This window comes from Paraflavitalea devenefica (assembly GCF_011759375.1).
GTDB classification, from domain to species: Bacteria; Bacteroidota; Bacteroidia; order Chitinophagales; family Chitinophagaceae; genus Paraflavitalea; species Paraflavitalea devenefica.
In genome coordinates this window covers 416,353-438,387 of sequence record NZ_JAARML010000002.1, presented here as the reverse complement: position 1 = coordinate 438,387, position 22,035 = coordinate 416,353, and the positions used below count along the sequence as shown (strand labels likewise).

The window sequence follows — 22,035 nt, the reverse complement described above, 5'->3', positions numbered from 1 at the left end:
GGGCTTAGTACTCACAAACAATATATCCCCACTGTTCAATGTTGAAGGAATGATTGAGCTTAAAAGGCTCTTTTGCGCCGAGGAATAAGTTCATGGGCTCACCTGTCAGCGAGCTGTCTTTGATAGTAATGGTTTGTTCCTTGTTGCTGAGGTTGAGTATCACCAGTATCTTATCTTTCCCTTTTTCCCGTACATAGGCATAGAGGGCTTTATCATCTCCTACTGATACTTTTCTGAAAGAAGCATCTGTAGCAAGGGCCTGGTTACGCTTGCGCAGATCAAGTAGCATTTTATAGAAAGGCGCACGCGCATATTTCTTAAAACCCATATTGTCTTTTTCAAAGAAGGGAATGGCTCTTAAAACAGGTTCCTCCTGCCCGCCGTAAATAAGCGGAAGACTGGCACGCATGGTTTGTGTAAGCACTGCAAAGGCGCCGTGTTTTAAACCTGGAAAGGTACCAAAGTCGCTTTTATTCCAACTGTTCTCGTCATGGTTGCTGGTGAAATACAAGCGAACAGCGCCTGCCGGAAAGGTGCTGTCCTGCCGCATGAGCACCGTATCCAGCGATAAAGCATTGCGTTCACCGGCAGCCACTTTCTTCATGGTCTGGAACATATCCCAGGGATAGCTGGCATCAAAACCGGCCGTATGCAGCTCTCCTTTATCTGCTTCCGCCAGCATAAATACGTTCTTTACTTTCCTTAACTGCCGGATACAATCTTTCCAGAAATCAGTGGGCGCCTCTCCTGCCACATCGCAACGGAAACCATCAATACCTGTTTCCTGCAACCAGTATTGCATAGCCGCGGTCATGCTATCACGCATGGCTTTATTATCAAAGTTCAGGTCACGTGTATCTGTCCAGTCAAATACATATTTGGCTTTGCCGGTACTGTCGCGGTTATAAAAGTCAGGATGCTGTGTAAGCCAGGGGTGATCGGCGCCGGTATGATTGGCCACCCAGTCTATGATCACCTTAAATCCGCTGTCATGCGCCTGCTGTACCAATTGCTTAAAGTCATTCAGGGTGCCAAACTCCGGGTTGATGGCTTTATAATCAGCTACTGCATAATAACTGCCCAGTGTGCCCTTGCGGTCTGTTTTGCTGATGGGGGTGACGGGCATGAACCAGAGGATGTCTACTCCCATTTGTTTGAGGCGGGGTAAATGGATGGCGAAGGCTTTGAAGGTGCCTTCGGGGGTATATTGGCGCACATTGACTTCATATACATTAGACTGTTTGATCCAGCCGGGACCTGCTATCGCCGTGGTATCTTGCTGCACCGCTTCGGCCTGCGTCCCCTTTTCTTTGGGCATGAGCTTACAGGCGGGGAAAAGAGATAATAGGAAACAGGCTATGGCAACCGTATGAAGCAGGTATTTCATGCTTAGTGATTTGAGAAGTAAGTTAAGGCAAAGAATACAGAATTCAGCATCCGGCATTCAGAGACCCGGGTTCCACAGCTTTAAAAAACAAAAGGGCACATCCGAGAATGTGGCCCCTTTGTACTTTATATGAGCAGTATTAAAGTAGCTGGTATACTATATGATCTCTTTCAGCTTGCTCACCACCTGGTCTATTTCTTCTTTGGTGTTGTGTTTACTGAAGGAAAAACGAACGGTAACCTGGTTGGGATTGTTGTTGACAGCGCGGATGACATGTGATCCCTGATCGGCGCCACTGGTACAGGCGCTGCCGCCACTGGCACAGATATTATTGATGTCGAGGTTGAATAAGATCATTTCCGATTTCTCGGTTTTGGGGAAAGACACGCTTAATACCGTATACAGGCTTTTACCCAGGGGATCTCCATTAAAGGAAGCGCCCTTGATGTGCTTTTGGATCTGTTCCATCATATGGAGCTTGAGGCTTTTGATATAAGCGCTGTCTTTTTCATAATGCTCGGTAGCCATTTCAAGCGCTTTGGCAAAACCCACTATCCCGTATAAGTTCTCTGTGCCGGCACGCATGTTACGCTCCTGCGAACCACCATGGATATGCGGCTTGATCTTTACATTTTCATTGATGTACAGGATACCCACTCCTTTCGGACCATGGAATTTATGACCGGCGCCGGTAATAAAATGCACAGGCGTATTGCGGAGGTCAAAAGGAAAGTGGCCAACCGTTTGCACAGTGTCGGAATGAAATACGGCGCCATAACGTTTGCAGATCTCTCCTGCTGCATGGATATCCAGTATGTTGCCAATTTCATTATTGGCATGCATAAGGGTAACAAGGCATTTATCTTCACAAGCGGCTAATTGCTGTTCCAGGTCTTCCAGGTCAACATGGCCGTTGGGCAACAGCTTCACATAACTCAGGGCTACCTCGCCACGGTGATAAAGGTTTTCTACCGTATGCAGGGTGGCATGGTGTTCTATGGGTGAGGTGATGATGTGCCTGCAGCCAAGATCGTGCACAGCAGCATTGATGGCTGTGTTGGAACTTTCGGTACCACCAGAGGTGAAGAAGATCTCTGCAGGATGCGCATTCAGTATTTTAGCCACGCTTTTACGGGCAGTTTCAATGGCCAACCTCGTCTCGCGGCCATAGGAATAGATGGAAGATGGATTACCAAACTTTTCAGTGAGGTAAGGCATCATGGTTTCCAGTACCAGTGGATCGAGAGCTGTGGTGGCTGCATTGTCGAAATAAATACGTGAAGTGCTCATGGGGCGCAAAATTCCGAAATATTTTACATTGAAATATCCCCATTTGTGGTATTGCAAATTCCTCATAGAAACAACCAGATTACTAATGAATTTTTAAGAATTAAAAAGTATTGATAGAAAACATTCAATAAGTGAGCGTAATTATTAAATAGTAAAAACAGGTTAATTGTCCAGTAAATCAATGGATTATCAAGGGAAAAAGGGCCCGGTCACCCTGTATAACCAGCCCCGGCCGGACCAGCAGCTTTATGGTTTTGTTTGCAATGAAATAAGGAACTTTGGCGTTATAATTGCCGGTTTATGGCGCTTTATCACCATTAAATCCCTTTCAATGCGTTGGATAACTTTTATATTATTATTCTTTTCTGCGAATGCTTTTTCGCAGTGGAAGGACTATAAGATCAATGCCAATGGTGATACCCTGAACCGCATTGATGTGATCGGGCGCAAACAAGGCCCCTGGATAAACCGGTATGAATCGGTTCGTGGCGAGCCCGGATATGAGGAAGAAGGATGGTATACACATAACCGAAAGGATGGTGAATGGCGCCTGTTCAGCCTGATGGGCGACCTGGTGGGAGTAGAGTTTTATAAATGGGGGTTAAAGGACAGCGTATGCCGTTATTACAATAAACACGGTGAACTGAGGCTAGAACAAAGATGGAAAGCGATCAATCCCGATAAGTTGTATGATACCCTCCTGATAGAGGACCCTGATAAGTTTGATACCTACCGCACGGTGATCGTAAAGAATGAGGGCGCCTCCCTGCGCCATGGCACCTGGAAATATTATGATTATTCGGAGACCGGTGCAGTCACCACCCGCACAGAAAGCTATACACTGGGTGAACTGGATAAAAAAGCCACTACCGCAGCCCCCACCGCCAAAAAAGAGGTAACCAAGCCCAAAGAGGTGCTGGACTTTGAAAAGAAGAATGCCGGCAAAAAGAAGGTGAGATTCCGTGACGGAAGTACGGGTAATTGATAGGGTACTGGCCTCAGACCTTCCCTAATGTTTGGTGTATGGATGTCGGAACCCCCTGGTATGCTACGGGTAATCCATTGATAATCTCTACATAATCCCAAGATAGCATTCTCCTTATGTTCTCTGTAGTTCCTCTGAATGTTCTCGTAACGTTCTCTGTAGCTCATGTCAAATTAATATTTCAATTATATGTACCTGGCCTACAATTAAGTTTTTTGCCTGCTTTCTGAGCCCCTGATGGCGCCGCTTTTCATCCCGCCGGGCCCGATCGGGTAATTTCCGCTTATATGGGAAAGTTTTCCGTTGGTACAGGTTCTGTTTGGGCTACTGCCGCCATGATGTAGATTTGATATCATATTGATATCATCCTAAACACTTCTTTATATGGAAAAGATCATTAAACCCATGTCGGGATTCCTGGCTCTGCTGTTGTCCTTTTTGCTGTTTATTGCTGCTATTTACTTTTTTTCCACCTATCTTATTGTATATGGCCTGTTGGCTTTTTTTGCCTGCCTGTACCTGTCGCTGGGTATTATTGTAATCAGCCCCAACCACTCCCGTGTGCTCACCTTTTTTGGTAAGTATGTGGGTACGGTGAAAGAGAATGGTTTGTTGTTTGTAAATCCCTTATTTAAGAAACAAATGATCTCCCTGCGGGCGGAGAACCTGGAAAGCACCAGGTTGAAGGTAAATGACAAGATGGGGAACCCTATTGAGATTGCAGCCGTGATCGTATGGCAGGTGAATAATACTTATAAAGCAGCCTTTGAGGTAGAGCATTACGATCATTATGTAAAGGTGCAAAGTGAAGCAGCTATCCGTCACCTGGCTACCACCTACGCGTACGATCATATGGAAGATGAAACTGCAGCGATTACCCTGCGTGATGGGGGCGAGAAAGTGAATGAAATGCTGGAAAAGGAATTGAATGAACGTTTATCTCCTGCCGGCATCCTGGTGAAAGAGGCCCGGATCAGCCACCTCGCTTATGCAGCCGAGATAGCAGGCGCCATGCTGCAACGCCAGCAAGCCACTGCCATTGTAGCTGCCCGTACGAAGATTGTAGAAGGCGCTGTAGGTATGGTGGAAATGGCACTGGAGCAACTGTCGCGCAAGCAGATCGTAACGCTGGATGAAGAAAAGAAAGCGGCCATGGTGAGTAACCTGATGGTGGTATTATGTGGTGAGCGGGGCGCACAACCTATTCTGAATACCGGTACGCTGTATCAATAGCCCGTGAAATGATGAAGCATTATAAAATCGGATCGCTGTGAGTAGTAAGAAAAACTTTGTACTACGTATTGATGAAGAAACGTTCAAGGCCCTGGAGAAATGGGCCGGGGATGAGTTTCGCAGTGTGAATGGTCAACTGGAATGGATCATAGACCAGGCATTGAAGGAGAGTGGCCGTAAGAAAAAAACTGATAACCTGCCCCCAACACATGATAAAAAACAACCATAGCCGTTTACCGGAAAGCAGGATAAACGGTAAGGAAGGACCGGAAGGCGGGTCGTATCTTTACATCGCTCCAAATACCTTAAAAAAATAACCATGAGCAAAAATTTTCTCTTAGTATGGGTAATACCTGTATTGTTTGCCTTTGTAAGCTTATGTGCTAAGGCCTGCCACTAATACAGTAGTATAAATATATCAAATCGTCGGGCCTGGTTGCCCTGACGATTTTTTTTGTCCCTGCCTAAAAGAAACGCCCCCGCATAAGCGAGGGCGTTTTTCAGAAAATCAGTTTATTACTTAGAAAGCTTTTTTCTTCTCTTCTGCTTTTTGCATCGGGTTGATGCCGGATGATTGTCCGCGGGCCTGTTGTTTTTGTTTAAACACCGTGAACCTGGAAGGAGCAGCGATGGTATTCCAGGTATTGTTGCCTTCATTGATGTCGGCTGTTTCACGCAGGGGGTCCAGCTTCACAGATTCCACTTCCTTGTCTTTCATGAAAGTCTTGGTCACTTTTTGTTCATTCAGGCGCCATACCTGTACAGGTATACGGTCTATTTCCTTTGTGCCATCTTTAAATGTCCATTCCACAATGATGGGCATTACCAGTCCGCCCTTGTTACTGAAAGTAAGCTCATAGAAATGTTTACCCGCTACTTTTTGCTTTGCAGCCGCATCAGCCGCTTCTATAGAAGAGACTACAGGCACCTGGTAACTGGTGGTATCATATGGCTCAAGACCACGGGCATAACGCCAGTAGAAATCGCGCAAGGTAGTGTCCTGGTCGGTCAGGAATTCAATCTTCTTGTCATCCCGGTTGCGTTGTTTGGAGACATCTGTATCGAACAAGGAAGCCATCGGCTTCTCCAGTTTACGTGTGCTGGTGGCACCTTCCTTTTGTACAGTAGGATCAACGGAAACATCCGCTTTGAAGTATTTCACGGTATCCAACGCAATATCGCAGGCATCAGTGCCAAAGAACCAACCTCTCCAGAACCAGTCGAGGTCTTCGCCGGAAGCATCTTCCATGGTGCGGAACAGGTCGGCAGGTTCAGGATGTTTGAAGGCCCAGCGGCGTGCATATTCTTTGAAAGCATAATCAAACAGGTCACGGCCCATGATGGTTTCGCGCAGCATGTTCAATCCCGTAGCAGGCTTGGTATAAGCATTGGGGCCAAAACCAATGATATTCTCAGAGTTGGACATGATCGGTTCCAGTTGGTTCTTGGGCAGGCGCATGTAATCTACGATAGCCCAGGCTGGCCCCTTACCACGTATGGGGAATTTGTTATCGTACAATTCTTCGGTGAGGTATTCTACAAAGGAGTTCAACCCTTCATCCATCCAGCTCCACTGGCGCTCATCACTGTTGATGATCATAGGGAAGAAGTTATGGCCAACTTCATGGATGATCACCCCCAGCATACCATATTTGGTAGCTTCTGTATAAGAGCCATCTTTTTCTGTACGGCCATAGTTAAAGCAGATCATGGGGTATTCCATACCATTGGCCGCTTCAATGCTCTGCGCCACCGGGTAAGGATAAGGAATGGTGAATTTGGAATAGCTGCGGATGGTATGGGCTACAGCCTTGGTAGAGAACTTGCGGTATAAACCATAAGCCTCTTTGCCATAAAAGCTCATACACATTATTTTCTTGCCTTCTACAAAGGTGGGCATGGCATCCCATACAAATTTGCGGGAGGCTGTCCAGGCAAAGTCGCGCACATTATCTGCCTTGAAGATCCAGGTCTTTTTGGTTTTGCTTTTTTGTGCCTCTGCTTTTTTAGCTTCTTCCAGTGTTACTATTTCCACGGGCTCTTTGGAAGCCTGGGCCTTTGTCCAGCGGCCCAATTGCGCAGGCGTCAATACCTGTGCATAGTTGGTACACTCACCGGTACTGCCCACCACATGGTCGGCAGGAACGGTCATCTGTACTTTAAAGTTGCCGAAGGTGAGGGCAAACTCTCCTCTGCCGGTAAACTGGTGGTTTTGCCAACCCACCGCATCACTGTATACGCAAAGACGCGGATACCATTGCGCCATGGTGAAGAGGTGGTTGCCATCTTCGCGGAAATATTCATAACCGCCACGACCGCCCATAGACAGACGGTCGGATATTTTATAATGCCAGTTGATGGTAAAGGCAAACTTCTGCCCCGGCTTGAGGGGAGCAGGCAGTTCTACCCGCATCATGGTTTTGTTGATGGTGTACTTCAGGGATTTACCCAGCGCATCCACCATTTTGGTAATGATAAATCCATAGCCATTGTCGATCCTTGCAGCTTCCAGTTGATCCACCATCGCCGTATTGATCTGCGAAGGCATGGTGCGGCTGTTCTGGTAATTGGCATTGTTTACGGTGCTGTGCTCATTCTCATCCAACTGCAGCCAGAGATAAGTGAGCGTGTTGGGCGAGTTGTTGAAATAGGTAATGAGCTCACTACCGGTCAATTTCAGGTTTGCTTCATCCAGCTCGCATTTAATGTCATAATCAGCGCGCTGCTGCCAGTATTTGGGGCCGGGGGCGCCACTGGCTGTGCGGTACTCATTGGGCGTAGGCAGAATGGTGCCCAATTGTTCAAATTTGTTACCGTGGTTAGATCCGGGGTTGTTTTGTATGTTCTGTCCATAAGCCACACTAAACAAACCGGCGAATGCTACTCCCACGAGCAGTGATTTTCTCATCATGTGTGTTTTTATTATGCGGGAATCTTTGATATGCCCAAATCAGTGAAAATACCAATATGACCGCGGATGCGGTGCGCAACCAGCCTGTCCTGGATATTTTCAATAACTGCACTACTATCCAGGAAAGGAATAATATGAATACCACCACCAGTAATTGCGCAACCTCAATACCAATGTTAAAAGCCAGCAGGTGGGATACGAGCCCTTCCTTTCCTTCCAGGCTCAAAAACTGCCCTGCGAAAGCAAGGCCATGTATCAGCCCAAAGAACAATGCAAAGAAATAGATCAATGGCAAACGCTTTTCCTGGTTAAAAGCAGGTTGCGTAATGTTATTGATACAGGTGGCTGCAATGGTAAGCGGTATCAGGAACTCAATCCAGTCGGTCGGGAAGTTTACATAATTCAGTGCGCTCAATGCCAATGTAATAGAGTGTCCAATGGTAAAAGCAGTCACCAGGATCACCACTTTCTTCCAGTCCTTCCACAGATACCGCAGGCACAGGGCAGTCACAAACAGGATGTGATCCATGGCATCCAGGGTAAGGATGTGTTCAATGCCCAACTGAAAATAAAAAGTAAAATCTTGCATATAACCAGACGGGTTACAAAATAATTAAGAGATTTGTAACAGAAAAATTTATGATGTTAATGGCGCTACACCTCTATAAGTGGTTAATACTGTGGGCTGGTATACTTACCGGCACAGGCCCGCACTCCCCCGCTCCTGCTGAAGACCATCCGTTGTATGTGAGTGTTACCGAAATCAACCACAATGCAACCGATAAGACCCTGGAAGTAAGCTGTAAGATCTTTACGGACGATTTCGAGAAGACCCTGACCACTATCCACAACAAAAAGGTAGATCTGTTCAACCCCAAAGACAAGGCCGAAACGGACCGCCAGGTAGCGGAATATATCCGCAAACGGCTGATTATAAAACTGGATGGGAAGGAAGTGACGCTGGAATTTGTAGGTTTTGAACGGGAAAATGACGCTGTATGGAGCTATTTCCAGGTGGCGGCGCCTGCAGCCCCCAAAAAGGTGGAAGTGAATAACAGCATTTTGTATGAGGCTTATGATAAACAGCTCAACCTGATGCATGTGAGTGTGGGCGGAAACAGGAAGAGTACAAGGCTGAATTACCCGGATAAAGAAGCGAAGTTTGAATTTTAAAAAAGAAGGTACAGCACTTGAATATATTATCAGAGCCTTAACAATATACCTTTGTGCTGCACCATTGCGTTTCCCAAGGTCAATTGATTAATCTTATTGATTGAATGGTTATAGGGTGTTCTTCTTATTTGGACCTGCTGTATTGCAGCATCCACTCGTATATATTCATATTATTCTCCTTATAAGTCGGGTTAAGGGCTTTTGTCCAGGCATCGTGCCCGCCGGTAGGCCACAAGGTGAGCTTCGCGGGAATGGCCGGATTCAGCGCATTGATCTTGCTCACATAGCCTTTTGAATTGCTGGAAGCCACAGTGGGATCATCATCATTATGAAAGGCCCACACCGCCAGTTTTGCATTGGCCATATTCTTTGCCTTGGTATCATTAGGCCCTGATGCTCCGCAAATAGGCACTATTGCTGCTATACGGCTGGCATAAGCACCAGCATAATCCCAGGTATATCCTCCCCCCATACTCAGCCCGCTTACATACATGCGGGTAGTATCAATCCGGTATTTGCTGATCGCATAGCTGATCATATCATTTACATCTTTGGCAACGGTCTTATAATCCCATACTTTGATCTGCGGTGATATGACTATAAAAGAATAGTTCTTATCCTTTACTTTAAAGTTGGCGGGAAACTTTTTGTCTTTGATAAGCCTTGCCACACCAATGTTACCGGCATTAGGAAGTTGGGAAGCGCCATTGCCCAATTCGCCCACACCATGAATGAATACCAATAAAGGATATCTTTTGGTAGTGCTGTCGTACAGGTAAGGTAACGCCTGGTGGTAACCGCCGATATTACTATTCACATTCACCGTAATACCCTTTTGAATGGGTGATTTTGTTTCTACCACATTATTGTAGGCATTCGTTACAGGTGGCTTACCTCCCTCCGGCGTATCATCGGCCTCACTGACATCTTTTTTACACGCCGTTGCTGCTGCCACAGGCACCAAAAGGACCATCAGGTATTTGATCGCGTTTTTCATAAGTTAGACTTTTGTGGTTTGTTCAACGGATCGATGAAGTCAAAGATGGTGCCATTTTGGTAATGGATCAAGCGTAGAAGTGATCGAAATGTTAAAACCGTATTTTTACTGCAAAGGCAGGAAAACTCGCAGGAGGCAAGGTGATGGATCGCAGCAAATAAGCCACCCGCCTGTATTTCAGCGAAGTAGCAGTTTGATATACATCAAATATTCCTTTATATATAGTAGTTAAATACGCTGTTGCTAATCTTCTTCCATTTCTTCTTTGATCTCATCAGAAATGTTGACCAGCACTTTATCAATACGCTGGGCATCCATGTCTATGATCTCAAAGCGAAAGCCCTCCCACTCGAGGGTATCACCGGTATGGGGAATACGTTCCAGTTTGTGCAGTATGAATCCCGCGAGCGTATCAAATTCCTGCTCGCCTTCATGCATGTATTCCGTTTTTTCAAAACGTGAAAGAAAGTCATAGAAAGGTATCTGCCCATCAACCAGGTAAGAACCATCCTGTCGCTCCACAATTTCATAATCGGCATCATCCACTTCAGGCATACCTCCTACAATGGCTTCCAGAATATCATTCAGGGTGATCATTCCCTGCACACTGCCATATTCATCTACAATGAAGCAGGCATGGTTACGGGTAGCTTTGAATTTCTCCAATACATTATAGGCGGTAACGTTCTCCGGTACAAAAAGGGCAGGTTTCATGATCTGCTTAAACAAGGTAAGATCATTGGTCACATACATATCTTTTAAAGATACCATGCCTTTGATATTGTCCAGGTCATCTTCACAGATGGGATATACCGAGTGGGGTTCCGTTACGATCTTATCTTTAATGGATTGCTCATTATCATTTACATCAAACCAGATGATATCACTGCGGTGCGTCATCAGGGAAGTGATATTACGGTCGCCCAGGTGAAAGATGCGTTCAATGATCTCCTGTTCCGCTTCCTCAATGGTGCCTTGTTCGGTACCCTCGCTGATGATGGCCTTGATCTCTTCTTCTGTAACATGCGTGTCCTTTGCCTTGATGCGTAAAATGCTTACAATGACCTGCGTGGATTTGGTCAGCAGCCAGATAAAGGGATAGGTAATGATGCTTACTATCCGCATAGGCCCTGCTACCAGTTTGGCAATCACTTCCGGCCTGGACAGACCGATGCGTTTAGGCACCAGTTCGCCCAATACCAAGGAGAAATAGGTAATGAGGATAACGAGGATCGTGGTAGCGATGCCATTGCTGTATTCCCGGAGGGATTCAAACCGGTTGATATAGACAACGAGGTCGGTCTTTAATTGTTCACCGGAGTATACACCCGTTAAGATACCGATGAGGGTAATGCCGATCTGTACGGTAGAAAGGAAATGATCGGGATGATTAGCCAGTTTTAAAGCCTCCTGCGCCCGTTTGTCGCCCTTATTCGCCTGCGATTCCAGCCTGGCTTTACGGGATGAAACCAGCGCAATCTCTGCCATTGAAAATAATCCGTTCAGTAATATTAATCCAAGTATTATAAAAATCTCTGCCATGTAGGGCTATTAATTTGACTAAGCTAAACTAAGTATTCCGATCTTGTTATTAAATAATTTACCGGTAGCAAAACCGATACCGCAACCTATCAGGCTGCCGCAAAATACGTCAAAAGGATAGTGTACCCCCACATATATCTGTGTATAGGCAACTACAAAGGCCCAGCCAAAGAACAGGCCGGCCCATTTGCCTATTACGCTGCGCAGGGTGAGAAAGAAGAACATGGCCTGTGCAAAATGGCTGCAGGCATGGGAAGAAGTGAAACTGGAGCTGCGGGGGCAATAATTGATGAAAAAGCGAATATGTTGCGCCACCGCACCGTCCTGGCAGGGACGCACCCGCATAATGTTCTGTTTGATAAGCTGGCTGCTGACAATATCAGCCAGGGCTGCAGTCAATACAAAGCCCAGCAGCCACCAAAGTCCCTTCCACCCAAAGTTCATGGTTACAAAGAGCACCAGGAATAGGTACAGGGGTATCCAGAACAAGGTTTCACGCATATACGGCAGTACGGTATCCAAAAATGTACTGCTCCAGTCCTGGTTAATATGAGTAAGCAGCCATGTATCAAAAGGTTGTATGTGTTGCCAGAATGTCAACAGGCCGCCGGCGGGATCAAATATCATAGTAACAAAAATAAAGAAAACACAGAATTCCCTTAATTTTAGCGCTTATTTCATTGTAATGAAGCGAATTGTAACGTTACCAGCGCTCATCCGCTGGATGTTATGGACAGGGTTGATCCTGTTGATCCTGTTTACCCTGATGCGTTTTAGTCTTTACCTGTTTTTCAATAAACAAGGGAATTCAATGGCTGAGCTTGGCCATGCTTTTTTCCTCGGCTTACGGTATGATCTCCGCACCATCTCCATTCTGCTGTTGTGCATGCTGTTGCTCGGCAGTATCCCCTGGCTCCATCCTTTCCTTCAGCCGCGGGGAAGAAAGATCTGGGTGGTGGTCCTGTACATCGTGGTGTTCCTCTGCCTGTTCCTGTTTGTGGTAGATTTTGCCCACTATGCCTACCTGGTACAGCGGTTGAATGCCAGCGTGCTCAATTACCTGCAGGACGCCGGTATTTCCCTGAACATGGTATGGCAATCGTATCCCGTGGTACGCCTTATCATGGGCTTATTGGTAAGCACCTGGATGATCATGTGGTTTATCCGCCGGGCCTGGCGGCGTGTCAACAACCGCCCGCAGCCGGTAACCAAAAGAACAAGGATTGCCAGCTTTACGGTGGCTTTCCTGGTACTGGGCTTTTTTATTTTCGGCCGGTTTGACCAATACCCTTTGCGGTGGAGCGACGCCTTTGCCCTGGGCAACGATTATAAGGCCAACCTGGCCCTGAATCCCTTTGAATCCTTTTTCAACACCCTGAAGTTCCGCAATACGTATGATGAGAAGAAGGTGAAGTCGCTGTACCCTGTAATAGCGAAGTACTATAACCTGCCGCCGGCCGCTGGTTCCGAACCGAATTATGCCCGGAAGGCAACTCCCCATGCCGGGGCGCTTACGGCACAGCCCAATGTTGTACTGGTGATCTGTGAATCATTCAGCGCCTATAAAAGCTCCATGTGGGGTAATCCGTTGCGTACCACTCCTTTCTTTGATAGCCTTTGCCGCAATGGGCTCTTTTTTGACCATTGCTTCACTCCTACCTATGGTACCGCCCGTGGCGTATGGGCCACCATCACCGGTATTCCGGATGTGGAAATGCCCAGAACAGCCAGTCGTAATCCGGGAGCAGTAGATCAGCATAGCATTATTAATGATTTCACCGGTTATGAGAAATTCTATTTCCTGGGTGGCAGCGCCAGTTGGGCCAATGTGCGGGGCCTGCTAACTAATAATATTGCCGGATTAAAATTGTATGAAGGAGAAGATTTCAAATCACCCACGGTTGATGTATGGGGTATCAGCGATAAAAACCTCTTCCTGGAATCGAATAAAATACTGGCTACACAAACGAAACCTTTCTTTGCCGTGATCCAGACGGCAGATAATCACCGGCCGTATACGATTCCCAAAGAAGACCAGGAGGCATTTAAAAAAGTGAATATACCGGTAGATTCATTGCGGCAACATGGTTTTGAGAACCTGGATGAGTTGAATGCATTCCGCTATACCGATTTCTCTTACCAGAAATTCATGGAAGCAGCCAGTAAAGAAAAATATTTCAGCAATACCCTGTTTGTATTTATCGGTGATCATGGCATACCAGGCAATGCAGGCACCATGTTTCCCGAGGCCTGGACAGCACAACGCCTTACTACCATGCATGTACCGTTACTGATATATAATCCTTCGCTGGTAGCTCCACGCCGCACGGGTAATATTTGCTCACAGGTGGATGTATTGCCTACTATTGCAGGACTTGCCAATATTCCTTATACCAATACTACCCTGGGAAGAGACCTGTTGGATTCGACTACGCATTCGTTTGCGTTTATCTTCGAACCCGATAATAATATTACCGGTGTGATAAAAGGCAATTATTTTTACCGGCGTCTGTTAAAGACAGGTAAGGAAGAATTGTTATCGGTAGTGGACAATTCCATACCCGGTAAAGATCCTGCAACAAAAGCCGTTACTGATGAGATGCGTACGCTGACCGAGGCGCTCCATGAAACGGCCAAATACCTGTTGCTGAATAATAAGAAAAAGCATTGAGACACAATAGCAACGAGGCATGGAGACGACGGGGATTCGCAGTTTGCTGGTTTTTAAGGCTTCATTTTCCACAATTTGGTTATATATGTGTTTCTTTCCTTAATTTCCCGCTTCCTAAGCATGTCCATCCCATCCTGTTGTTTGGTTGGTTGTGATTAGCTTTCAATTTATGCTGTATCATTACAATTTGTAATCATATCCTGTAAAATACCCACAAGTGGTAATCTCTGCATAGTAGCAAACACCCTATTTTTGTAACTGATAAAAACCCTTGGCACTGTGGCATTGATCAAAAGCATATCAGGTATTCGTGGAACAATTGGTGGTAAAAGCGGAGACAATTTAACGCCGCTGGATGTTGTAAAGTTTGCCGCTGCTTTCGGCAGTTGGCTGCTGGAGAAAGGTTCCAACCGTAAAGTAGTTATTGGCCGCGATGGCCGCATCAGTGGGTCCATGGTACAACAACTGGTGACAAATACACTCACCGGTTTGGGCATTGACGTAGTAGATGTTGGCCTCTCTACCACGCCTACCGTTGAGCTGGCAGTGGTATGGGAAAAAGCTGCCGGCGGTATTATTATTACAGCCAGTCATAATCCCAAAGAATGGAATGCCCTGAAACTGCTGAATGAGCAGGGTGAATTTATCAGTGCAGCAGATGGCGCTATTGTACTGGAAAAAGCCAGCAAAGAAGATTTTACTTTTACCTCCGTAGATAAACTGGGCACTTATACCCTGCACGAAACCAGCTTGCAGCAACATATTGATGCGGTGGTGAACTATCCGCTGGTGAATGCAGAAGATATCCGTAAAAAGAAATACAAGGCCGTCGTAGATGTGATCAATTCTACCGGCGCCTTATTTGTCCCTCCCCTGCTCAAAGCGCTGGGTGTAGAAAATGTCGTGGTGCTGAATGAAGAAGTAACCGGTAAGTTTGCCCACAATCCGGAGCCCCTGCCGGAAAACCTCACTGAGCTAAGCAATGCAGTCCGCAAGCACAAAGCCGATTTCGGCATTGCCGTGGACCCGGATGTAGACCGCCTCTGCTTTGTATGTGAAGACGGCAGCATGTTTGGAGAAGAATACACACTGGTAGCAGTGGCCGATTATGTATTGAGCAAGAAGGTAGGCAATACCGTGAGCAATATGAGCAGCACGAAAGCGCTCAAGGAAGTTACCCTTAAACATGGGGGTGAATATTTTCCTTCGGCAGTGGGTGAAGTGAATGTGGTGACGAAAATGAAAGAAGTAAAAGCAGTGATTGGCGGCGAAGGCAACGGCGGTATCATTGTTCCTGACTTCCATTATGGCCGTGATGCACTGATCGGTATCGGTTTGTTTTTGAGTTCTCTTGCTACACACAAGAATGGCATGAAGTCTTTCCGCACCCGCTATCCCGACTATTTTATTTCCAAGAATAAGATTGAACTGGAAAATGGCATTGATGTGAAAGCCATTTTTGAGCGTATCCAAAAGAAGTATAAAAACCAGCCTGTGAATACAGAGGATGGTTTGAAGATTGAATTTGATAGTGATTGGGTACATCTCCGTACTTCCAATACCGAACCTATTATCCGCATCTATGCGGAAAGTAATTTTGAAACGACCGCCAACAATATTGCCCTGCGATTGATGCAGGATATCAAGGAATCATTGTAAAAGAATCCTGAATAAGACCTGACAGGTTTTCCGGGTACTCAGCCGGCGAAACCTGTCAGGTCTTCGTCTTTTATTATCTTTAGGTGAATGAAACCGCTGATCGCTTTATTATTAATCCTTATTGGTAGCACCACCACCTTTGCACAAAAGAAAACAGTAACCCAGATCAAGGCAGAGCTGGAAAAGGCTACCAATAGCCCGCTGTACGTAAAAGATGTGTTGAAGAAAAGGTTTGTAATTGATACGATCGTTATCCGCGGCACCAACCGGTTTATAGGCCTGCCGGATAGCCTGGGCTATCATGGCAAAGTGGGTAAAGTATACGGCCCTTATAATAATGGGAAGACACTGGTACAGATCCTGGCCAAAGCACCCGCCACCTTTAATCATATTGCTCAGATCTTCCTGGACACCTCTGTATTTACCCGGCGTATTGCGGACTCCCTGACCGATAATATCATGCTGCGTATCAGGCAGGGCAGCACCACTTTCGAAGATATGGCCCAGGCTTATTCCATGGGTGGGGAAGCGGCCACCAAAGGCGACCTGGGATGGGTTGTGAGGGGCTCGCTGATACCGCAGATAGAAAAAGAGCTCTCCAGGCGCAAAAAGGGTGATATTTTTAAGATATGGACAGCCAACGGCCTGCACATTATCCGCAAGCTGGATGATGCCAAAGAAGACCATGGTTATGCCCTTATGATGCGGGTATTCCTGTAATGGGTTATTTCCTGTTGAGCAGGTATTGCAACGCCAGTTCATACCCCTTCAGCCCCAGGCCAAAGATGCTGCCTGCTGCTTTAGCAGATACATGGGATAGCTTGCGAAAATCTTCCCGTGCATGTACATTGGAGATATGTACTTCCACGACGGGTGCTTTAATAGCCGCAATGGCATCGCCAATGGCTACGGAAGTATGGGTATAGGCAGCAGGATTAATGATGATGCCATCATAGTCGAACCCTACCCGCTGTATCTCATTCACCAGCTCCCCTTCTACATTACTTTGGTAATAATGCAGGTTTGCCTGTGGGTATTGTTGCTTGAGTTCTTCGAAATACTGTTCGAAAGACATACTGCCATAAATACCCGGCTCTCTTTTGCCCAGCAGGTTAAGATTAGGCCCATTGATGATTGCGATCTTCATACGATAGTTTGCCGGCTAAAAATACTGCATTTACGTGAAAAGAGCGAAAGGGTGAGCCGCCTTTGGAAGGCTACACACCCTTTCGTTACATTATAAGTATGATCCTTCTTTAAAAATTCACTTTAACTTTTACTACTTTATGCTCTCTTACCAGGTTGATGAAGTCATCAAAGAGGTAGCGGCTATCGTGCGGGCCTGGCGTTGCTTCAGGGTGGTATTGCACGGAGAAGGCTGGTTTATCTTTCAGGCGGATACCTTCAATGGATTCATCATTCAGGTTCACGTGGGTGATTTCCACATTTTTGGCTTTCTTCACCGATTCCGGGTTCACACCGAAACCATGATTCTGGGTAGTGATCTCGCATTTACCCGTTACCAGGTTCTTCACGGGGTGGTTCAGTCCGCGATGACCGTGGTGCAACTTAAAGGTCTCGATGTCGTTGGCTAATGCCAGCAACTGGTGGCCCAGGCAGATACCGAAAGTAGGCTTGCTTTCCTTCAGTATTTCCTTTACAGTGGCTACTGCATAATCCATGGCAGAAGGATCTCCGGGGCCATTGGAGATGAAGTAACCATCGGGATTGAATTGCTTTAATTCACTGATCGGCGTTTTGGCAGGAAATACTTTTACAAAAGCGCCCCTGTCAACCATACACTGCAGGATGTTCTTTTTAGTGCCATAATCCATCACCGCTACTTTTACAGCAGCAGTGGCCTCATCACCCATGGTATAAGGCTTTTCGGTGCTTACATAGCTGGCCAGTTCAAGACCCTCCATGCTGGGCACTTTAGCCAGTTCTTTCTTCAGCTCTTCCACATCCAGTATCTCAGAAGAGATGATACAGTTCATGGCGCCTTTTTCCCGTACATGGGTTACCAGGGCACGGGTATCAATTTCTTCGATGCAAACGATGTTATTATCCTGCAGGTATTGCTCCAGAGAGGCATTGGCCTGCTTGCGGGAATATTGCTCTTCGAGGTTACGGCCAATAAGACCGCGGATCTTCACACTGCCCGACTCCACATCGGTATCCTTGGTACCATAGTTACCAACATGCACATTGTTCATGATAATGATCTGGCCATAATAGCTGGGATCAGTGAACACTTCCTGGTATCCGGTCATACCGGTATTAAAACAAATTTCCCCGGCAGTAGTACCAATCTTTCCAAAGGCTTTACCAAAGTGAACGGTACCATCCGCCAATAACAGAACAGCAGGTTTTTGTGTTGTGGACATGTGTATCGAAAAATTTTGCAAAGAAAAGAATTATTAGATGTATTTGAAGTTAAAATTGTTCACAGTTTGTACCGGGCAGGTGGGAAGACGGTAAGCATTGAAACTCAGCCGTTACCTTCTTCACGCCTTACCGCCTTTCCGGCAATAGGACATTCAAAAAAAGCCCCGCACTTTATATGCGGGGCTTTGATATAAAAAGAGTTCGGAATCATGCTTATTCAGCGGCTTTATCTTCGGATTTCGCATCTTCGGCCTTCGCATCACCAGCCTTTTTGGTGGTTCTGCTACGACGTGTTTTCTTAGCCGGCTCTTTCGCCTCTGTTTTACCCTTACCGTAGATCTCGTTGAAGTCTACCAGTTCAATTAACCCCATTTCAGCATTATCACCCTGGCGGATGCCGAGCTTAATGATGCGGGTATAACCACCGGGACGACCGCCAATTTTCTCGGCAATGGTGCTGAACAGTTCAGTAACAGCCTCTTTATCCTGTAGGTAGCTGAATACTACACGACGTTGGTGAGTAGTATTTTCTTTACCCTTGGTGATCAGGGGCTCGATGTACGTACGCAACGCTTTGGCCTTGGCGAGGGTAGTTACGATTCTCTTGTGGGATATCAGCTCGCAGGCTAAGTTGCTCAGCAACGCCTTTCTGTGCGATGCCGTCCTGCTCAGGTTGTTGATCTTGTCTCCGTGGCGCATGACTTTTAAGTTTTACCGGCTGTACCGTGTCAGGAATTACAGCCTACTGTTATTAAAAAATTACAATTCTTCTTTATCCAAACCCAGTTTGCTCAGGTCCATACCAAAGTGCAAACCTCTTTCAGCCAGCACCTGCTCAATTTCAGCCAGTGACTTCTGACCGAAGTTGCGGAACTTCATCAGGTCTTCCTGCTCATATTGTACCAGCTCGCTGAGGGAGTTGATCTTGGCAGCTTTCAGACAGTTGAAAGCACGTACTGACAGATCGAGGTCTTCCAGTGGTGTTTTCAATATCTTACGCAGTTGCAGCATTTGCTCATCCACCACATCCTCTTTCTTGTCTTCCTTGTTGTCGAAAGTGATGTTTTCGTCGGTGATGATCATGAGGTGCTGGATCAGGATACGGCTGGCTTGTTTCACCGCCTCTTCCGGATGGATAGTACCATCGGTATTAACATCCATGATCAGCTTCTCATAGTCCGTACGTTGTTCCACACGCGTGTTCTCAATAGCGTATTTCACGTTCTTGATGGGCGTGAAGATGGCATCCGTAGGGATGTAACCAAATGGAGCATCTTTTACCTTGTTGTCTTCAGCAGGAACGTAACCACGTCCTTTGGAAACAGACAGTTCAATGTCCAGTTTGGCAGAAGTATCTAAAGTACAGATCAGCAGATCGGGGTTCATGATGTCGAAGCTTTGAGTAGCTTCTCCGATCATACCGGCTGTAAATTCAGCTTTGTTTTTAATGCTCAGGGTGATCTTTTCCTGACCTACTTCATGATCCACTTTCTTTTTGAAGCGAACCTGCTTTAAGTTCAGAATGATTTCCAGTACATCTTCGGTAATGCCCTTGATGGTAGCAAACTCATGGTCTACACCTTCAATGCGGATACCTACGATGGCATAACCTTCCAGTGAGCTCAGCAACACCCTGCGTAAGGCGTTACCAATGGTTACACCGAAACCGGGTTCCAACGGGCGAAACTCGAATTGAGCTTCAAATTCCGTTGCTTTCTGTAAAACGATCTTGTCTGGCTTTTGGAAATTTAAAATGGCCATATTTTAAAATTTCTGTTTTTTACGTGTTTGAAGGCTTTGGCAACGATGCCGCCTTAAACGGTGAACAATTTGGATTGCTGCTACTCAGCGTACCGGATCAGGTGACCGGAGACCAGTCACGGTTCACGATTACTTAGAATACAATTCAACAATCAACTGCTCCTTAATGTTCTCAGGTACACTTTCACGCTCAGGATAAGCTACGAAAGTACCTTTCATCTCTCCTTCATTCCAGTCGAGCCAGGAGAACTTCTGGTTCTTGCCACGGAACTGGCTGGTAATAGAAGTGTTGGATTTATCCTTTTCCTTGATGCTGATGATATCGCCTGGTTTCAGTTGGAAAGAAGGGATATTCACCACTTCATCATTCACGGTGATATGCTTGTGAGAAACCAATTGACGGGCGCCGGGACGGGAAGCGGCCAGACCAAGGCGGTAAACGGCGTTATCAAGACGTGCTTCCAGCAACTTGATGAGGTTTTCACCGGTAACACCTTTGATACGGTTAGCTTCTTCGAAAGTCTTCCGGAATTGTTTTTCCAGTACGCCGTAAGTGTATTTGGCCTTTTGCTTTTCTTTCAACTGAAGGGCATATTCACCCGGAGCCTTACGCTTCTTGGTAGGACCATGTTGGCCGGGAGGATTGCTGTTCTTGCTCAGGTATTTACCATTACCTAAAATGGGCTCGCCGAAAATGCGGCAGATTCTTGTTTTTGGACCAGTGTAACGTGCCATAATTTGTTTAGTTGATTTTTTGGTGACGATGCCTGATCAATAAAAATCTTAAAAATAAATCGGGCATCCTGTTATGAAATCTGAGGTCTGAAGTCAGAGGTCGGATGCGTTTGCTTCAGACCTCTGACTTCAGACTTCAGGTTATACTCTTCTTTTCTTGGGAGGACGACAGCCATTGTGGGGCAGCGGGGTTACGTCCTTGATCTGTACCACTTCGATACTGTTCTGAGACAATCCGCGGATAGCGCTTTCGCGACCGGCGCCGGGGCCTTTTACGAAAACGTCTACTTTCTTAACACCCGCATCGAAAGCGGTTTTAGCGGCATCAGCAGAAGCCATCTGGGCGGCATAAGGAGTGTTCTTTTTAGAACCTTTGAAGCCCATTTTACCGGCACTGCTCCAGGAAATAACCTGGCCGTTCTTGTTGGTAATGCTGATGATCAGGTTGTTGAAGCTGGCCACGATGTGTGCGTCGCCATAAGCATCAATCTTTACTACTCTTTTCTTCGCAGCGGCTTTTGCGCTGGTAGCTTGTTGTTTAGCTGCTTTTGCCATTGTTTAACAGGTAATCTTTACGTTTAAAAATCATTCCGCTTTTGGCGGAACTGAACCAATCCTCCTGCTGTGTAGCGATCCGGCATTGATTCAAATTCGTAGAGACGCAACAAGTTGCGCCTCTTTCTGCCCGTTATTATAAATAACAGGCAAAATATGAAAACAGAGACACCGGATAACAGTGCCTCTGTGGCATTATTTCTTAGCTGCTTTTTTCTTACCAGCCACTGTCTTACGTTTACCTTTCCTTGTACGGCTGTTGGTACGGGTACGCTGACCACGAACCGGTAAACCTTTACGGTGACGTAAGCCACGGTAGCAGGCGATATCCAGCAAACGTTTGATGCTCATCTGAACTTCAGAACGCAACTGACCTTCTACCTTAAACTCATTGGTAATGATGTTACGGATAGCATTCAGTTCATCATCATTCCAGGCATGCACCTTTTTGTTGTAATCAATACCTGCTTTACCCAGGATATACTGAGCAGTAGAACGACCAATACCAAAAATATAGGTAAGACCAATCTCGCCCCTTTTATTCTTTGGTAAGTCTACACCGGCAATACGAGCCATATTCGATTTGAAATTTTAATTTACGATTTTAGATGGGCAATAAATATTAACCCTGTCTTTGCTTGAAGCGCGGATTCTTTTTGTTAATCACATACAGCCTTCCCTTCCTCCTCACGATCTTACAATCGGCGCTGCGCTTCTTGATGGATGCACGAACTTTCATGATATTTCT

At 46.2% G+C, this 22,035-nt stretch carries 22 protein-coding genes; 7 read left to right on the top strand and 15 right to left on the bottom strand.

The features are described 5' to 3' along the window. Positions 1-4: 4 nt before the first annotated feature. A complete protein-coding gene (locus HB364_RS11405; protein ID WP_167288106.1) occupies positions 5-1,387 on the bottom strand; it encodes an alpha-amylase family glycosyl hydrolase in 1,383 nt (460 codons plus the stop codon). Positions 1,388-1,543: 156 nt separating this feature from the next. Beyond that, the gene (locus tag HB364_RS11400) at positions 1,544-2,677 is read right to left on the bottom strand and encodes a cysteine desulfurase family protein (RefSeq protein WP_167288105.1); all 1,134 of its coding nucleotides are present in this window, start codon (positions 2,675-2,677) and stop codon (positions 1,544-1,546) included. 331 nt (positions 2,678-3,008) lie between these two features. Here HB364_RS11400 and HB364_RS11395 point away from each other — a divergent pair, with 331 nt between their 5' ends. From HB364_RS11395 to HB364_RS11385, 3 genes are all read left to right on the top strand, one after another. After that, positions 3,009-3,662 (top strand): toxin-antitoxin system YwqK family antitoxin, encoded by a 654-nt coding sequence (locus tag HB364_RS11395; RefSeq protein ID WP_167288104.1) that lies wholly within the window; start codon positions 3,009-3,011, stop codon positions 3,660-3,662. A gap of 384 nt (positions 3,663-4,046) precedes the next feature. After that, positions 4,047-4,895 (top strand): SPFH domain-containing protein, encoded by an 849-nt coding sequence (locus tag HB364_RS11390; protein ID WP_167288103.1) that lies wholly within the window; start codon positions 4,047-4,049, stop codon positions 4,893-4,895. 37 nt (positions 4,896-4,932) lie between these two features. Continuing rightward, a complete protein-coding gene (locus HB364_RS11385; protein WP_167288102.1) occupies positions 4,933-5,124 on the top strand; it encodes an Arc family DNA-binding protein in 192 nt (63 codons plus the stop codon). A gap of 291 nt (positions 5,125-5,415) precedes the next feature. Here the strand turns inward: HB364_RS11385 and HB364_RS11380 are convergent, their stop codons facing one another. Both HB364_RS11380 and HB364_RS11375 read right to left on the bottom strand, forming a co-directional pair. Further along, the gene (locus HB364_RS11380; protein ID WP_167288101.1) at positions 5,416-7,803 is read right to left on the bottom strand and encodes a M1 family metallopeptidase; all 2,388 of its coding nucleotides are present in this window, start codon (positions 7,801-7,803) and stop codon (positions 5,416-5,418) included. Further along, a complete protein-coding gene (locus HB364_RS11375) occupies positions 7,757-8,395 on the bottom strand; it encodes a HupE/UreJ family protein (RefSeq protein WP_167288100.1) in 639 nt (212 codons plus the stop codon). The genes HB364_RS11380 and HB364_RS11375 overlap by 47 nt, the downstream gene beginning before the upstream one ends. A gap of 59 nt (positions 8,396-8,454) precedes the next feature. On the opposite strand from HB364_RS11375, the gene HB364_RS11370 reads away from it, so the two are divergent. Then, a complete protein-coding gene (locus tag HB364_RS11370; protein ID WP_167288099.1) occupies positions 8,455-8,979 on the top strand; it encodes a DUF6702 family protein in 525 nt (174 codons plus the stop codon). Between the two features lie 124 nt (positions 8,980-9,103). On the opposite strand, the gene HB364_RS11365 is transcribed toward HB364_RS11370, so the two are convergent. The 3 genes from HB364_RS11365 to HB364_RS11355 form a co-directional block, all read right to left on the bottom strand. After that, a complete protein-coding gene (locus HB364_RS11365; RefSeq protein ID WP_167288098.1) occupies positions 9,104-9,976 on the bottom strand; it encodes a carboxylesterase family protein in 873 nt (290 codons plus the stop codon). Between the two features lie 243 nt (positions 9,977-10,219). Then, positions 10,220-11,518, bottom strand: coding sequence for a hemolysin family protein (locus tag HB364_RS11360; RefSeq protein ID WP_167288097.1), 1,299 nt, complete (start codon positions 11,516-11,518; stop codon positions 10,220-10,222). A gap of 18 nt (positions 11,519-11,536) precedes the next feature. Continuing rightward, a complete protein-coding gene (locus HB364_RS11355; RefSeq protein WP_167288096.1) occupies positions 11,537-12,145 on the bottom strand; it encodes a phosphatase PAP2 family protein in 609 nt (202 codons plus the stop codon). A gap of 58 nt (positions 12,146-12,203) precedes the next feature. Between HB364_RS11355 and HB364_RS11350 the strand changes: the two genes are divergently transcribed. From HB364_RS11350 to HB364_RS11340, 3 genes are all read left to right on the top strand, one after another. Continuing rightward, positions 12,204-14,189, top strand: coding sequence for an LTA synthase family protein (locus HB364_RS11350; protein WP_167288095.1), 1,986 nt, complete (start codon positions 12,204-12,206; stop codon positions 14,187-14,189). Between the two features lie 279 nt (positions 14,190-14,468). After that, positions 14,469-15,848, top strand: a complete 1,380-nt coding sequence (gene glmM, locus HB364_RS11345; protein ID WP_167288094.1) for a phosphoglucosamine mutase — start codon at positions 14,469-14,471, stop codon at positions 15,846-15,848. 87 nt (positions 15,849-15,935) lie between these two features. Continuing rightward, a complete protein-coding gene (locus HB364_RS11340; RefSeq protein ID WP_167288093.1) occupies positions 15,936-16,568 on the top strand; it encodes a peptidylprolyl isomerase in 633 nt (210 codons plus the stop codon). 4 nt (positions 16,569-16,572) lie between these two features. Here HB364_RS11340 and aroQ read toward each other — a convergent pair whose 3' ends face one another. The 8 genes from aroQ to ykgO form a co-directional block, all read right to left on the bottom strand. Next, the gene (aroQ, locus tag HB364_RS11335; protein WP_167288092.1) at positions 16,573-16,995 is read right to left on the bottom strand and encodes a type II 3-dehydroquinate dehydratase; all 423 of its coding nucleotides are present in this window, start codon (positions 16,993-16,995) and stop codon (positions 16,573-16,575) included. A gap of 109 nt (positions 16,996-17,104) precedes the next feature. Beyond that, a complete protein-coding gene (carA, locus tag HB364_RS11330; protein WP_167288091.1) occupies positions 17,105-18,235 on the bottom strand; it encodes a glutamine-hydrolyzing carbamoyl-phosphate synthase small subunit in 1,131 nt (376 codons plus the stop codon). A gap of 214 nt (positions 18,236-18,449) precedes the next feature. Further along, on the bottom strand, positions 18,450-18,935 hold the full coding sequence (rplQ, locus tag HB364_RS11325; RefSeq protein ID WP_167288090.1) for a 50S ribosomal protein L17: 486 nt from the start codon (positions 18,933-18,935) through the stop codon (positions 18,450-18,452). A 60-nt stretch (positions 18,936-18,995) separates the two neighbouring features. Further along, positions 18,996-19,997: a DNA-directed RNA polymerase subunit alpha gene (locus HB364_RS11320; protein WP_167288089.1), complete on the bottom strand. Its 1,002-nt coding sequence runs from the start codon at positions 19,995-19,997 to the stop codon at positions 18,996-18,998. Between the two features lie 129 nt (positions 19,998-20,126). Next, the gene (gene rpsD, locus HB364_RS11315) at positions 20,127-20,732 is read right to left on the bottom strand and encodes a 30S ribosomal protein S4 (RefSeq protein ID WP_167288088.1); all 606 of its coding nucleotides are present in this window, start codon (positions 20,730-20,732) and stop codon (positions 20,127-20,129) included. Between the two features lie 141 nt (positions 20,733-20,873). Beyond that, entirely contained in the window at positions 20,874-21,287 is a 414-nt protein-coding gene (rpsK, locus tag HB364_RS11310) for a 30S ribosomal protein S11 (protein ID WP_167288087.1), read from the bottom strand. 195 nt (positions 21,288-21,482) lie between these two features. Next, positions 21,483-21,863: a 30S ribosomal protein S13 gene (gene rpsM, locus HB364_RS11305; RefSeq protein ID WP_167288086.1), complete on the bottom strand. Its 381-nt coding sequence runs from the start codon at positions 21,861-21,863 to the stop codon at positions 21,483-21,485. A gap of 46 nt (positions 21,864-21,909) precedes the next feature. Then, positions 21,910-22,026, bottom strand: coding sequence for a type B 50S ribosomal protein L36 (gene ykgO, locus HB364_RS11300; protein ID WP_010519235.1), 117 nt, complete (start codon positions 22,024-22,026; stop codon positions 21,910-21,912). Positions 22,027-22,035: the final 9 nt, after the last annotated feature.

Coding starts and splice junctions, on each gene's coding strand:
- HB364_RS11405 (WP_167288106.1), bottom strand. CDS start 1,387: ATGAAATACCTGCTTCATACGGTTGCCATAGCCTGTTTCCTATTATCT.
- HB364_RS11400 (WP_167288105.1), bottom strand. CDS start 2,677: ATGAGCACTTCACGTATTTATTTCGACAATGCAGCCACCACAGCTCTC.
- HB364_RS11395 (WP_167288104.1), top strand. CDS start 3,009: ATGCGTTGGATAACTTTTATATTATTATTCTTTTCTGCGAATGCTTTT.
- HB364_RS11390 (WP_167288103.1), top strand. CDS start 4,047: ATGGAAAAGATCATTAAACCCATGTCGGGATTCCTGGCTCTGCTGTTG.
- HB364_RS11380 (WP_167288101.1), bottom strand. CDS start 7,803: ATGAGAAAATCACTGCTCGTGGGAGTAGCATTCGCCGGTTTGTTTAGT.
- HB364_RS11375 (WP_167288100.1), bottom strand. CDS start 8,395: ATGCAAGATTTTACTTTTTATTTTCAGTTGGGCATTGAACACATCCTT.
- HB364_RS11370 (WP_167288099.1), top strand. CDS start 8,455: ATGGCGCTACACCTCTATAAGTGGTTAATACTGTGGGCTGGTATACTT.
- HB364_RS11365 (WP_167288098.1), bottom strand. CDS start 9,976: ATGAAAAACGCGATCAAATACCTGATGGTCCTTTTGGTGCCTGTGGCA.
- HB364_RS11360 (WP_167288097.1), bottom strand. CDS start 11,518: ATGGCAGAGATTTTTATAATACTTGGATTAATATTACTGAACGGATTA.
- HB364_RS11355 (WP_167288096.1), bottom strand. CDS start 12,145: ATGATATTTGATCCCGCCGGCGGCCTGTTGACATTCTGGCAACACATA.
- HB364_RS11350 (WP_167288095.1), top strand. CDS start 12,204: ATGAAGCGAATTGTAACGTTACCAGCGCTCATCCGCTGGATGTTATGG.
- HB364_RS11340 (WP_167288093.1), top strand. CDS start 15,936: ATGAAACCGCTGATCGCTTTATTATTAATCCTTATTGGTAGCACCACC.
- aroQ (WP_167288092.1), bottom strand. CDS start 16,995: ATGAAGATCGCAATCATCAATGGGCCTAATCTTAACCTGCTGGGCAAA.
- carA (WP_167288091.1), bottom strand. CDS start 18,235: ATGTCCACAACACAAAAACCTGCTGTTCTGTTATTGGCGGATGGTACC.
- rplQ (WP_167288090.1), bottom strand. CDS start 18,935: ATGCGCCACGGAGACAAGATCAACAACCTGAGCAGGACGGCATCGCAC.
- HB364_RS11320 (WP_167288089.1), bottom strand. CDS start 19,997: ATGGCCATTTTAAATTTCCAAAAGCCAGACAAGATCGTTTTACAGAAA.
- rpsD (WP_167288088.1), bottom strand. CDS start 20,732: ATGGCACGTTACACTGGTCCAAAAACAAGAATCTGCCGCATTTTCGGC.
- rpsK (WP_167288087.1), bottom strand. CDS start 21,287: ATGGCAAAAGCAGCTAAACAACAAGCTACCAGCGCAAAAGCCGCTGCG.
- rpsM (WP_167288086.1), bottom strand. CDS start 21,863: ATGGCTCGTATTGCCGGTGTAGACTTACCAAAGAATAAAAGGGGCGAG.
- ykgO (WP_010519235.1), bottom strand. CDS start 22,026: ATGAAAGTTCGTGCATCCATCAAGAAGCGCAGCGCCGATTGTAAGATC.